At 61.9% G+C, this 13,349-nt stretch carries 8 protein-coding genes; all 8 read right to left on the minus strand.

Going from position 1 to position 13,349, the window contains the following annotated elements; all coding sequences use genetic code 11:
* Positions 1–15: 15 nt before the first annotated feature.
* The 8 genes from AAIE04_RS19730 to purL all read right to left on the minus strand — a co-directional run bounded on the left by AAIE04_RS19730 (position 16) and on the right by purL (position 13,265).
* On the minus strand, positions 16–1,479 hold the full coding sequence (locus AAIE04_RS19730; RefSeq protein ID WP_498057121.1) for a gamma-aminobutyraldehyde dehydrogenase: 1,464 nt from the start codon (positions 1,477–1,479) through the stop codon (positions 16–18).
* A 115-nt stretch (positions 1,480–1,594) separates the two neighbouring features.
* Positions 1,595–2,518, minus strand: a complete 924-nt coding sequence (locus tag AAIE04_RS19735; RefSeq protein ID WP_074055553.1) for a LysR substrate-binding domain-containing protein — start codon at positions 2,516–2,518, stop codon at positions 1,595–1,597.
* Between the two features lie 216 nt (positions 2,519–2,734).
* Positions 2,735–3,073, minus strand: coding sequence for a nitrogen regulatory protein P-II (gene glnB, locus AAIE04_RS19740; protein ID WP_004847623.1), 339 nt, complete (start codon positions 3,071–3,073; stop codon positions 2,735–2,737).
* A gap of 11 nt (positions 3,074–3,084) precedes the next feature.
* Positions 3,085–4,707, minus strand: a complete 1,623-nt coding sequence (locus AAIE04_RS19745; protein ID WP_498577562.1) for an NAD+ synthase — start codon at positions 4,705–4,707, stop codon at positions 3,085–3,087.
* Between the two features lie 130 nt (positions 4,708–4,837).
* Complete coding sequence (gene glrR, locus AAIE04_RS19750) at positions 4,838–6,175, minus strand: two-component system response regulator GlrR (protein ID WP_498577563.1); 1,338 nt, start codon at positions 6,173–6,175, stop codon at positions 4,838–4,840.
* The gene (gene qseG / locus AAIE04_RS19755; protein ID WP_498577564.1) at positions 6,172–7,044 is read right to left on the minus strand and encodes a two-component system QseEF-associated lipoprotein QseG; all 873 of its coding nucleotides are present in this window, start codon (positions 7,042–7,044) and stop codon (positions 6,172–6,174) included. The genes glrR and qseG overlap by 4 nt, the downstream gene beginning before the upstream one ends.
* 3 nt (positions 7,045–7,047) lie before the next feature.
* Positions 7,048–8,484, minus strand: a complete 1,437-nt coding sequence (locus tag AAIE04_RS19760; RefSeq protein ID WP_019452329.1) for a sensor histidine kinase — start codon at positions 8,482–8,484, stop codon at positions 7,048–7,050.
* An 887-nt stretch (positions 8,485–9,371) separates the two neighbouring features.
* Entirely contained in the window at positions 9,372–13,265 is a 3,894-nt protein-coding gene (purL, locus tag AAIE04_RS19765; RefSeq protein ID WP_498577600.1) for a phosphoribosylformylglycinamidine synthase, read from the minus strand.
* Between the last annotated feature and the right edge of the window lie 84 nt (positions 13,266–13,349).

The following is a 13,349-nucleotide window of genomic DNA, read 5'->3' on the forward strand; positions in this document are numbered from 1 at the left end:
TTCTTGATATAACCGTTAGAAGCTGGCTTTGAACTTCGCCATAACGTGCCTGACAACGCTGTAATCCTGCAGCGAATCGCTGGACAGATCCTTGCCGTAGCCGGAGCGTTTCAGGCCGCCGTGCGGCATCTCGCTCGCCAAGGTGAAATGGGTATTGATCCAGGTGCTGCCATATTGCAGATGGGCGGCGATGTGCAGCGCCCGGTCGATATTTTGCGTCCACACCGACGAAGCCAGCCCGTATTCCGAGTCGTTGGCCCACTCGACCGCCTGCTCCAGGTGCTCGAAGCGCGTGACGCTGACCACCGGGCCGAACACCTCGCGCTGCACGATCTCGTCGCTTTGCAGGCAACCCGCCAACAGGGTCGGCTGGTAGTAGAACCCCGGCCCGGAGTGGGCCGCGGCGCCGGTGATCAATTCGATATGCGGTTGGCTGAGCGCCCGCTCGACAAAGCTGGCGACGCGATCGCGCTGGCGGCTACTTATCAACGGGCCGATCTCGTTGTCCTGATCGCGCTTGCGGGCGAAGCGCAGGCTGGCGACCGCCTCGCCTAGCGCGTCCACCAGTTTGGGATAGATGCCGGCCTGCGCGTAGATGCGGCAGGCGGCGGTGCAGTCCTGGCCGGCGTTGTAATAGCCGTAGGTGCGAATGCCGTTGACCACCTCGTCGAGATCGGCGTCGTCGCAGACGATCACCGGCGCCTTGCCCCCCAGTTCCAGGTGGGTGCGCTTGACGCTTTTGGCCGCCGCCTGAAGAATTTTTTGCCCGGTGACGATATCGCCGGTGACCGACACCAGCCGCACCTGCGGGTGCCCTACCAGTTGGCTGCCGACCCCTTCACCGCCGCCGTAGACAATGTTCAGCACGCCCGGCGGCAGGATCTCCTGCAGCGCCGGCACCAGCGCCAGAATGGTCAGCGGCGTATGTTCGGAGGGTTTAAACACCACGGTATTGCCCGCCGCCAGCGCCGGCGCGATCTTCCACGCCGCCATCATCAGCGGATAGTTCCAGGGGGCGATCGAGGCCACTACGCCGACCGGATCGCGGCGGATCATCGAGGTGTGGCCCGGCACATACTCGCCGGCCAGCTGCCCTTGCTGCGTGCGCACCGCGCCGGCGAAGAAGCGGAACACGTCGACCGCCGCCGGCAGATCGTCATTGAGCGCCTGATGCAGCGGTTTGCCGCAGTTGAGGGCTTCCAGCTGCGCCAGCTGCGGTGCCTGCCGCTCGATGGCGTCGGCGATGCGCAGCAATAAGGCGGCGCGCTGGCCTGGCGTGGTGCGCGACCAGTGGCCGAACGCCTGCTGCGCGGCTTTCACCGCGCTGCTGACCTGCGCCGCAGAGGCTTCGGTCAGGGCGATCAGCGTCTCGCCGTTGGCCGGATTGACAATGCACTCCTGCTGGCCTTCGCCGTCGATAAGCTGACCGTTAATGAACTGCTGACAGGACAAACCCGAGAGAACCTGCACATCTGCCATCGCCTGACGCCCCTAAGTGACAAAAACGTTAACCAAATGTGAATAAGTTAGTTTTAATCAGCCTAAGCGAGCCTCTGGCGGGCAACAAATTCTAAATACTGAACGCCGCGTTCGATTAAATCGAATGCTTAAGCCCGGCGGCGTGCTTGCTGCCGTTCTCGCGCGCAATGGTCAGGAACGGCGTCACCAGCTCCGGCCGCGCGCTGCCGCGCCGCCACGCCAGCCCGATATCCAGCGGCTCCAGCAGATCGTCCAGCTTGCGCGCCTCGATCATGTTGCCCTCCAGCGACCAGGCGCGATACGCCATGTCCGGCTGGATAGACACCCCCATCCCCGCCGCCACCAGGCTGCGCACCGCCTCGGTCGAGGCGGTTTTCATGGCGATCTCCGGCTTCAGCCCGGCGCGCGACCAGATACGCCGCGCGTGCACGTCCATTTCATCGGCGTTGAGCTGGATCAGCGGCTGTTTGGCCACGTCCGCCAGGCTAATGCTCTCGTGATCCAGCAGCGGGTGCAGCGGCGGCAGCCACAGGCGATACGGCGAGTGCATCAGCACCTCAGTCTGCAGCGCATCGCGGTCTTCGATGTTCGACAGGATCAGCACGCCGATGTCGATCTCGCCGCTGACCAGCAGATGCTCGATATACGGGCGCTCGTCTTCAACCACCTGCACAGTGACGTTGGGATAGGCCGATTTAAAGCGCGTGAGCAGTTCCACCAGGAAGTAACCGGCCACCAGGCTGGTGACGCCAACGGTCAGCTTGCCGGTCAGGCTCTCGGTGCCGATCTGCAGGCTGCGCTTGGCGTTGTCCACCGTCGCCAGGATCAGATACGACTGGCGCAAGAACTGGTGCCCCTGATGGGTCAGCGTCATGCCCTTGGCGTGGCGATCGAACAGCCGCACGCCGATCTCGGTTTCCAGCTGCTGGATCGCCAGCGTCAGTGAAGACTGGGAGACAAACACCGCCTGGGCGCCGGCGGAGATCGACCCGGTTTCCGCCACTGCAATGAAGTGGCGGATTTGGCGTAACGTCATCATGGGGGTGATTCCTCAAGCAAAAACATTGCGTTGAGTGTAGACGCCGGCCATGAAGCGATCGGGAAAAGTATCAAAAACGCGATAGCGTTCGCTTTTTTAGAATGCCGACAGGCAAAAATGGGGGAAACAATGAGGCGAAGAAGTGCGATGTGCGGGGAACAGAAATGACAAGGGCGCAGCACGCTGCGCCCTGATGGCCGAGGACCCTTGCGAGGATCAGATCGCTTCTTCGTCCTGCTCGCCGGTACGGATACGCACCACGCGCGCCACGTCGAAGACGAAGATTTTGCCGTCGCCGATCTTGCCGGTCTGCGCGGTTTGCATAATGGTTTCCACGCAGGTGTCGACGATGTCGTCGGCAACCACGATCTCGATCTTCACCTTAGGCAGAAAATCGACCATGTATTCGGCGCCGCGGTACAGCTCGGTGTGGCCCTTTTGGCGGCCGAAGCCTTTGACTTCGGTGACCGTCATGCCGGTGATGCCCACTTCGGCCAGCGCTTCGCGGACGTCATCCAGTTTGAACGGCTTGATAATCGCGTCGATCTTTTTCATCTTCTTTCCTTTTACCAATTTTTGCGGCCAAAACCGGATGTGATGGGGTAGCGGCGGTCTTTGCCGAAGTTACGGGCGGTGATGCGCGGCCCGACGGCGGCCTGACGCCGCTTGTATTCGTTGATGTCCACCAGGCGGATCACCTTGCGCACGATCGCTTCATCGAACCCTTCGGCCACCAGATCGGCGACCGACTTGTCGCGCTCGACGTAACCTTCCAGGATCGCATCCAGGATATCGTACGGCGGCAGGCTGTCCTGATCGACCTGATCCGGCGCCAGCTCGGCGGACGGCGGACGATCGATCACCCGCTGCGGGATCACGTAGGAGACGGTATTACGGTATTCGGACAGCTTGAACACCAGCGTTTTCGGCACGTCTTTCAGCACGTCGAAACCGCCGGCCATATCGCCGTACAGCGTGGCGTAACCCACCGCCATTTCGCTCTTGTTGCCGGTGGTCAGCACGATGCTGCGGCGTTTGTTGGACAGCGCCATCAGCACCACCCCACGGCAACGCGCCTGCAGGTTCTCTTCGGTGGTGTCGCGCTCGGTGCCGGCGAACATCGGCGACAGCTGGCCCATAAAGGCATCGAACATCGGCTCGATGGAGACGATATCGAACTCCACGCCAAGGATTTCCGCCTCTTCTTTGGCGTCGGCGATGCTGATATCCGCGGTATAGCGGAACGGCATCATCAGCGCCTGCACCTTGTCTTTGCCCAGCGCATCCACGGCGATCGCCAGCGTCAGCGCCGAGTCGATGCCGCCGGACAGGCCCAGCACCGCGCCTTTAAAGCCGTTTTTGGTCACGTAGTCGCGCACCGCCAGCACCAGCGCCTGGTACACCTGCGCCAGCTGCGGCAGCTCAGCGGCCGGATCGGCCATCGGCACCACGGCCAGATCGTTGAATTCCAGGCGGGTCACCTGCTCGTCGAAGGCCGCCAGACGGTGAGTCATGGTGCCGGCGGCGTCGAAGACCTTGGAGCAGCCGTCGAAGATCAGCTCATCCTGGCCGCCGACCTGGTTGAGGTACACTAGCGGCAGCTGAGTGCGCTGGCAGTGGCCGGCCATCAGCGTTTTGCGGATATACGGCTTTTCGCGGTTATACGGCGAGGCGTTGATCGACAGGATAATCTCCGCACCGGCCGCCTTGGCGGCGTCGATCGGCTCAGGGAACCACAGATCTTCGCAGATCAGCAGCCCCAGACGGTAGCCTTTCAGCTCCACCACGCAGGTGTCGTTGCCGGCGTGGAAATAGCGCTTCTCATCGAACACGCCGTAGTTCGGCAACTGCTGCTTGAAGTAGCGGGTCAGCAGGCGGCCCTCGGCGAACAGCGACAGCGCGTTGTACAGCTTGTCGCCTTCGCGCCACGGGTGGCCGACCAGGATCACCGTCTCGGCGGAGGCCTGCTGCAGACGCAGCAGCTGCGCATCGCAGCGCTGGTAGAAGTCATTGCGATACAGCAGATCTTCCGGCGGATAACCGGACAGCGCCAGTTCGGTGAACATGACCAGATCGGCTCCCGCCTTCTGCTGCTCCTGCACGATTTGCAACATGCGTTCGGTGTTGCCTTCAATGTCGCCGACCAGCAGGTTCAACTGGGCCAGGGCGATGGAAAGTGATCTGCTCATTTGTGTACGATCCCGCTTAATACGTTCCATGGTGCTCTACGCCGGGACATGCCGCGGCAAAGAGAACGGAGTGTAAATCATTCCGCCGGATTTGTTGAGAACCTGCATGGCAGGCACCGGCGGAACACTGTCATTCTTTAAAATCGTTGGCGTCCAGCTCGTGGCGCGACAGCAATTTGTAAAACTCGGTGCGGTTGCGGCCCGCCATGCGCGCGGCCTGTGTCACGTTGCCCTTGGTGATCTGCAGCAGCTTGCGCAGATAGTGCAACTCGAACTGGTTGCGCGCTTCGGCAAAGGTCGGCAGCGCGGTGTTTTCCCCTTCCAGCGCCTGTTCCACCAGCGCTTCACTGATCACCGGCGCCGAGGTCAGCGCCACGCACTGTTCGATAACGTTGACCAGTTGACGCACATTGCCCGGCCAGCTGGCGGTCATCAGCCGTTTCATGGCGTCGGTCGAGAAACTGCGCACGAACGGCTTGTGCCGCTGAGCCGCTTCGCGCAACAGGTGGTTGGCCAGCAGCGGAATGTCTTCGGCCCGCTCGTTGAGCGCCGGGATCTTCAGGTTCACCACGTTGAGGCGGTAGTAAAGGTCTTCGCGGAACTCGTTCTTCGCCATCGCCTTTTGCAGATCGCGGTGGGTGGCGGAGATGATGCGCACGTCGATGTCCAGATCGCGGTTGCTGCCCAGCGGCCGCACCTTGCGCTCCTGCAGCACGCGCAGCAGCTTCACCTGCAGCGACAGCGGCATATCGCCGATCTCGTCGAGGAACAGCGTGCCGCCCGCCGCCGCCTGGAACAGCCCTTCACGGCTGCTGACCGCGCCGGTGAAGGCGCCCTTGGCGTGGCCGAACAGTTCGGATTCCAGCAGCTGCTCCGGCAACGCGCCGCAGTTGATGGCGATGAATGCTTTACCGGCGCGCGGGCTGGCGCGGTGGATCGCCTGCGCCAACACCTCTTTACCGGTGCCGCTCTGGCCGTTGATCAGCACGCTGACGTCGGACTGCGCCACCATATTCACCTGCTCCAGCAGGCGCAGCATCAACGGGCTGCGGGTGACGATGTCTTCGCGCCAGGCGTCGTCACCGCCCGGTGCCGACAGCGACAGCGCCTCGTCGATAGCCTTGTACAGCGCATCGCGATCCACCGGCTTGGTGAGGAAGCTGAACACCCCCTGCTGAGTCGCGGCTACCGCATCGGGAATCGAGCCGTGCGCGGTGAGTATGATCACCGGCATGCCCGGCTGATGTTTCTGGATCTCAGCGAACAGCGCCATGCCATCCATCTCGTCCATGCGCAGATCGCTGATCACCAGATCGATCTGTTCGCGCGCCAACAGGCGCAGCGCTTCCTGGCCGCTTTCGGCGGTGGTGACGTGAAAACCTTCGCTGGTCAGGCGCATGCCCAACAGCTTCAGCAGGCTGGGATCGTCGTCAACCAATAACAGGTTGGCCGGTTTGCGTGCGGTCATTGCGCGTGGGACTCCTTATTGGCGGGGTGCGGCGTATAGGTGTCTTCCGGTTCAACCGGCAGCGCGGTGCCCTTTTCCGGTTCCTCCTGCGACTCGGCGCCTTTGGCGGCCGCGCCATTTTTACCGGCGGCCTCGCCCTTTTGCGAGCCCGCACCATTTTCCGGGATTTCGCCTTGCAGCTGCTTGCGTGACGAGAGCTGGCGCTCGATGTCGGTCAGGTTTTCCAGCTTGCGCGAGGTGTCCTGCAGCTGCGCTTGCAAGCGCGCCTGGTTCTGACGCAGCGAATCGATCTGGCTGTCGCTGCTTTCCTGCAGATGCTGATAACGCGCTTTTTCATCGAACAGCGTGATCTGTAGCATCTGCTGCTGGCGCCACAGCTGCGTCAGCGGACGCAGCGAACCGGGGAATTCCATGCGGTAGCTATTGATCCGATCGATTATCTGGCGGCGTTCGCCGGAGGTCGGCTGTGCGCTTCCCAGCAGGATGCTCTGCTTGAAAACGCCGGACCAGCTGTCGCCAGGCACCGTTTTCGCCAGCGCGCGCGCCTGAGTCGAGCCGATGCGATCGGCGCAATCCATCGCGCGCAGCCAGTAGAGCGAGTTATCCAACGCGTCCTTATCGTCCAATTGCCACAGGGTATCGCAGGCCGCAGTACGGTAATCGATCACCTTGGTATCCGGGATCGCCTCTTGCTGCTGAGGATTCAGGCCGCCGCTGACGGCGCGATCGACACAGCCCGCCAGCAACAGCGGCATAAAGAAAACGGCGCCCAACCAGCTGATCGGGCGTTTGCCGAGCGGCGCTCTGTGCGTGGCACGCGGTGAACGTTCGGTCTGTGAAAGACGAAGGCGTTTAGACCATGTGTACATTATTTATTCATTCTCGGCGGTTAACGGCAGTTCAATGCGGAAGCAGACGTCTGCACCGGCGACCGTCGCCAGTTGCAGCTCACCGCGCATGCGACGGATACAGTCCTGAGCGATGCTCAACCCCAGTCCGCTTCCTTTTACCGCCCCTTTTCGCTGGTGACTACCCTGGAAAAAAGGCTCGAAAATCATGGCTCTTTCAGCCTCGGGGATCGGCGTGCCGGTATTGGCGACGTCGATTTGCACCCGTTGTCCAACCTGACGGCTGCGGATCCAAATGTTACCGGATTCCTTGCCGTAGTGCACCGCATTGGAGTAGAGATTATCCAGCACGCGCATTAATAGCGTAGGCTCTGCCCAGCAGATTTCCGCCTTCAGATCGATATCGGTGGCGATCATTTTCGCCCGTGCCGGCAAACTGTGCGCGGCGACCACCAGATCGACCATGTCGCGCAGCTCGACGTTCTCGTGTTCCGCCGGGCCGTCGGCCAGTTTGCGGTTGTAATCCAGCAGTTGTTCAATCAGCTGTTGCAGATGACGGCTGCTGTTGTCGAGGATCGCCACCACCTCTTTTTGATCGGAGGTCAGCGGCCCCGCCACTTCGTCGGCCAGCAGTTCGGTGCCTTCACGCATGCTGGCCAGCGGCGTTTTCAACTCGTGCGAGATATGGCGCAAGAACTCGTGGCGCTGCGACTCCAGCCACGCCAACCGTTCGCTCAGCCAGATGATGCGCTGCGCCAGCGAACGCAGCTCGCGCGGCCCTTTGAACGACGCGGTGCTGCCCAGCGCGCGCCCTTCTCCCAGACGGTTGATCATCCGCTCCACGGCCTTGACCGGCCCGATGATCATGCGGGTGAACAGCACCACCAGCAGCACGCTGACCAGGAACAGCAGCAGCGCCTGCCAGCCGAAGAACTGACCGCGCTCGGCGATGGCCTGCTGCAGCTGCTGGCCGCGTGAAAACACCACCGCGCGCGTGGCCTGCACCATTTCGGCATTGGATCGCGAGAACGACTCGAGCAGGGCCGAGGCCTCTTGGTCCGGCCCGCTGTTATGGCATTTGATCGCCGCCAGTTGGGTCAGCAACTGACGCAGCGTTTGGTAATAACGTTCGTCCGGCAGGATCGGCGCGTGGGCGTCCAGCATCTGCGAATACTGTTTGCGCTGGTTCTGATACAGCTTCTGCAGCGTAGGATCGACCAGCACGCAGTACTGACGATAGCTGCGCTCCATCTCCAGCGCCACGCTGGTCATCGCCTCGCTGCGCCGCGCGTCCACCAGCGTGGTGCGGTTGATGTCCGCCGCCTGTGCGCTGAGGTGATCCAGGCTTTGATAAGCCTGATAAGCCAACACCAACAGCGGCAGCAGCACCAACAGGAACGCCAACAACACCAGCTGCCGCAGCGAACGGGGGAATAAACGCCATTTTTTCAACGAAATCATCTCATTCTCTCAGCTCTGTCACGATGCTAACTGACTCGCCGGAAAGAGAAAAGCCCGGCAAGGGAGAATCCTGAACGCGCAAGGAAAAAGCCGCGGGATCGGTGAAGCGTGCGCAGAAGCGCAGCGCACCGACGACACGCGGCAGCAATACGATAAACGGGAATAAAAGCGATACTGTTTGGACAACGTCTGTGTTCGCGGGCATAGGCGACGAAACAGGGATAAACGCAGCGTTGAGAATTGACGCCGGGGCAAGAAGTTTGCCCCGCCGCAAGGAAAGTGTGGATGCCCTTGAGTCTCGTCCCCAGGGTGATGTAGCGCAGCGGCTGGCATCGAACAGGACGAATAGCATCCGTAAGTATCCAGGATTGATGAACCCTTCATCACAGTTGGATACAGGCGGTGCCTCACTCCACGTGTCGCCCGATGCTTGATAAAGCCGCTTGCACGGTCTGTTATCGGTTTGGTTGGACGATAGGCACCATTTCTTTGGCATCATTCGGAGGCTTATGAGGTGATTTGCCGTCTAATTACGGCGCCGTCATAAAAAGTTGAATGAGCAACCGCTGAGAATAATGCACGTTGCATGCCAACTTTGCAATAAAAATCATAACACACTGATTTTAATTAAAAATAAATTTACAACGGCAAATACTCTCACTCATCAGGCACCGATGGGCGATGAAAAAAACGCCGTGCTGTCGCCAAACGCAGACAACTAAAGCCAAACCCAATTAGCACCAATAAAATCAACCAGTTAAATGTCTCCATTTAGCGACAAGAAAAATGGCCCTTGTCGCAAAATGCAGACACTGCCGCCCGGCGGTGAACAGCGGCCATAAAAAAGGGCGCAATTGCTTGCGCCCTCTGTACGGTGGTGGTCGTTTTTAGCCCAACTGCTTACGGGCATTGCGGAACATGCGCATCCACGGGCTGTCCTCGCCCCACTCTTCCGGGTGCCAGGAGTTGCTGACCGTGCGGAACACGCGTTCCGGGTGCGGCATCATCACCGTAGCGCGCCCGCTGGCGCTGGTCACGGCGGTAATGCCGTTCGGCGAACCGTTCGGGTTGGCCGGGTAAGCCTCCGTGACCTGACCGGCGTTGTTGACGAACCGCAGCGCCACCAGGCCGTGGCTTTCCAGCGCCGCCAGATGCGCCGCATCGCGCACTTCGACATGCCCTTCACCGTGGGAAACGGCGATCGGCATACGAGAACCGGTCATGCCCTGCAGGAACAGCGACGGGCTGGCCGCCACCTCCACCAGGCTGAAGCGCGCCTCGAAGCGATCCGACAGGTTGCGCACAAAGCGCGGCCAGTGTTCGGCGCCCGGGATCAGCTCGCGCAGGTTAGACATCATCTGGCAGCCGTTGCATACGCCCAGCGCCAGCGTCTGCGGACGGTGGAAGAACGCTTCGAACTCGTCGCGCACCCGCTCGTTGAACAGGATAGACTTCGCCCAGCCTTCGCCGGCGCCCAGTACGTCGCCGTAAGAGAAGCCGCCGCAGGCCACCAGCGTGTGGAAGTCCTGCAGATCGCGGCGCCCCGCCAGCAGATCGCTCATGTGCACGTCCACCGCGTCAAAGCCGGCACGGTGGAACGCCGCCGCCATCTCAACGTGGGAGTTCACCCCCTGCTCGCGCAGCACCGCCACTTTCGGGCGAGCGCCCTTGGCGATATACGGCGCCGCGATGTCTTCCTCTGGTGCGAAGGTCAGTTTCACGCTCAGGCCGGGATCTTGTTCATCCTGCTTGGCCTGATGTTCCTGATCGGCGCACGCCGGGTTGTCGCGCAGGCGCTGCATCTGCCAGGTGGTTTCCGCCCACCAGGTGCGCAGGGTATTGCGGCTTTCGCTGTACAGCGCCTTGCCGTGTTGCTGAATGACGAAACGATCGCCGGCCTGCGCGCTGCCGATGTGATGCACGTTGTCGGTCAAACCGTGTTGAGCGAACGCCTGCTTCACGTCGTCAAGACGTTCGGCGCTCACCTGAATCACCGCGCCCAGTTCTTCGTTGAACAGCACCGCCAACGCATCGTCGCCGAGGCCGTCCAGGTTAACGTCCACGCCGCAGTGGCCGGCGAAGGCCATCTCCGCCAGTGTCACCAGCAGGCCGCCGTCGGCACGGTCGTGATAAGCCAGCAGCGCGCGATCGGCCACCAACTGCTGCATGGCGTTGAAGAAACCCGCCAGCTGCGCGACGTCGCGCACGTCGGCCGGTTTGTCGCCCAGTTGGCGATAAACCTGCGCCAGCGCGGTGGCACCCAGCGCGTTATGGCCGTTGCCCAAGTCGATCAGCAGCAGCGCGTTGTCGCCCTTATCGGTGCGCAGCTGTGGCGTCACGGTGCCGCGCACGTCTTCCACGCGGGCGAAAGCGGTGATGACCAGCGACAGCGGCGAAGTCATTTCACGCTGTTCGTTGCCTTCCTGCCAACGGGTTTTCATCGACATGGAGTCTTTGCCCACCGGAATGGTGATGCCCAGCGCCGGGCACAGCTCTTCGCCCACCGCTTTCACCGCTTCGTACAGGCCGGCGTCTTCGCCCGGGTGGCCGGCGGCGGCCATCCAGTTGGCGGACAGCTTCACGCGCTTCAGGCTACCGATCTCGGTGGCAGCCAGGTTGGTCAGCGCTTCCCCGACCGCCAGGCGACCGGAGGCGGCGAAGTCCAGCAGCGCCACCGGCGCGCGTTCGCCGATCGACATCGCTTCGCCGTAGTAGCTGTCCAGGCTGGCGGTGGTGACCGCGCAGTCGGCCACCGGGATCTGCCACGGGCCGACCATCTGATCACGCGCCACCATGCCGGTGACGGTGCGGTCGCCGATGGTGATCAGGAAGGTCTTCTCCGCAACGGCCGGCAGATGCAGCACGCGTTTCACCGCATCGGCCAGGGTGATGTTTTCGCGCTGTACCGCCTGGCCACGCGCCTGCAGGCGGGTGACGTCGCGGGTCATCTTCGGCGTCTTGCCGAGCAGCACGTCCAGCGGCATGTCGATCGGTTGATTGTCGAAGTGGCTATCGTTCAGCGTCAGGTGCTGCTCTTCGGTCGCTTCGCCGATCACCGCGTAAGGCGCGCGTTCGCGGCGGCAGATCTCGTCGAACTGCGCCATCTGCGCCGGGGCGATCGCCATCACGTAACGTTCCTGCGATTCGTTGCACCACACTTCCAACGGGCTCATGCCCGGCTCGTCGTTGAGAATATCGCGCAGTTCGAAACGGCCGCCGCGGCCGCCGTCGCTCACCAGCTCCGGCATGGCGTTGGACAGGCCGCCGGCGCCGACGTCATGAATGAACAGGATCGGGTTCTGGTCGCCCAGCTGCCAGCAGCGGTCGATCACTTCCTGACAGCGGCGTTCCATTTCCGGGTTGTCGCGCTGCACCGAAGCGAAATCCAGATCGGCGTCGGACTGGCCGGACGCCATCGAGGACGCCGCGCCGCCGCCCAGGCCGATATTCATCGCCGGGCCGCCCAGCACCACCAGCTTGGCGCCGACGGTGATTTCCCCTTTCTGCACGTGATCGGCGCGGATGTTGCCGATGCCGCCCGCCAGCATGATCGGTTTGTGGTAGCCGCGCAGCTCAACGCCGTTGTGGCTGTTGACGCGCTCTTCATAGGTACGGAAGTAGCCCAGCAGCGCCGGCCGGCCGAATTCGTTGTTGAACGCCGCGCCGCCCAGCGGGCCTTCGGTCATGATATCCAGCGCGGTGACGATGCGTTCCGGCTTGCCGAAATCTTGCTCCCACGGCTGTTCAAAGCCGGGAATGCGCAGGTTGGACACCGAGAAGCCCACCAGACCGGCCTTCGGCTTGGCGCCCCGGCCGGTAGCGCCCTCGTCGCGGATCTCGCCGCCGGAGCCGGTCGCGGCGCCCGGCCACGGCGAGATCGCCGTCGGGTGGTTGTGGGTTTCCACTTTCATCAGGATGTGCGCTTCTTCCTGATGATAATCGTACGTGCCGTTCTCCGGCGCGGCGAAGAAGCGGCCGACCTGCGAGCCTTCCATCACGGCGGCGTTGTCTTTATACGCCGACAGCACGTAGTCCGGCGTCTGCTCGTAGGTATTCTTGATCATTTTGAACAGCGACTTGGGCTGCTGTTCGCCGTCGATGATCCAGTCGGCGTTGAAAATCTTGTGGCGGCAGTGCTCGGAGTTAGCCTGCGCGAACATATAAAGTTCGATATCCGTCGGGTTGCGCCCCAAACCGGTAAAGGCATTCAGCAGGTAGTCGATCTCATCCTGCGCCAGCGCCAGGCCGAGCCGGACGTTGGCCTGCTCCAGCGCGGCGCGCCCTGCGCCCAGCACGTCGACCGACTGATACGGCGCCGGCTGATGGTGCGCGAACAGCTGTTTGGCCTGTTGCAGCTCGCTGAAGACGGTTTCCATCATGCGATCGTGCAGCAGCGCTGCAAGCTGCCGCCACTGGGCTTCCGTCAATTCGGGCGCCTTGACGTAGAACGCCAGACCGCGCTCCAGCCGCAGCACCTGTTGCAGACCGCAGTTGTGGGCGATGTCGGTGGCTTTGGAAGACCAGGGTGAAATGGTGCCCGGACGCGGCGTAACCAGCAGCAGCCGGCCTTCAGGGGCGTGTTCGGCGAGAGAAGGACCGTACTTGAGCAGACGCTGAAGTTTGGCGTGTTCTTCGACACTTAACGGTGCGCTGACATCGGCAAAGTGGACGTACTCGGCGTAGATATCACTGACGGGCAGGTGGGCGTCCTGACAGCGGGACAGCAGTTTGGTAATGCGAAAAGCCGATAAAGCGGGCGAACCACGCAGAATTTCCATAATCAAAGTTCTCTCGTCTTCGAAGCGACGGATAAGACGCTTCATTGGGCGCAACAGGGGAAAACGCGCGTCATTATAGAGAATCCT

This window comes from Serratia sp. Ae19-1, from assembly GCF_059801225.1.

Bases quoted from the DNA above. Each gene is read 5' to 3' on its own strand.
- AAIE04_RS19730 (WP_498057121.1), bottom strand. From the start codon at position 1,479: ATGGCAGATGTGCAGGTTCTCTCGGGTTTGTCCTGTCAGCAGTTCATT.
- AAIE04_RS19735 (WP_074055553.1), bottom strand. From the start codon at position 2,518: ATGATGACGTTACGCCAAATCCGCCACTTCATTGCAGTGGCGGAAACC.
- glnB (WP_004847623.1), bottom strand. From the start codon at position 3,073: ATGAAAAAGATCGACGCGATTATCAAGCCGTTCAAACTGGATGACGTC.
- AAIE04_RS19745 (WP_498577562.1), bottom strand. From the start codon at position 4,707: ATGAGCAGATCACTTTCCATCGCCCTGGCCCAGTTGAACCTGCTGGTC.
- glrR (WP_498577563.1), bottom strand. From the start codon at position 6,175: ATGACCGCACGCAAACCGGCCAACCTGTTATTGGTTGACGACGATCCC.
- qseG (WP_498577564.1), bottom strand. From the start codon at position 7,044: ATGTACACATGGTCTAAACGCCTTCGTCTTTCACAGACCGAACGTTCA.
- AAIE04_RS19760 (WP_019452329.1), bottom strand. From the start codon at position 8,484: ATGATTTCGTTGAAAAAATGGCGTTTATTCCCCCGTTCGCTGCGGCAG.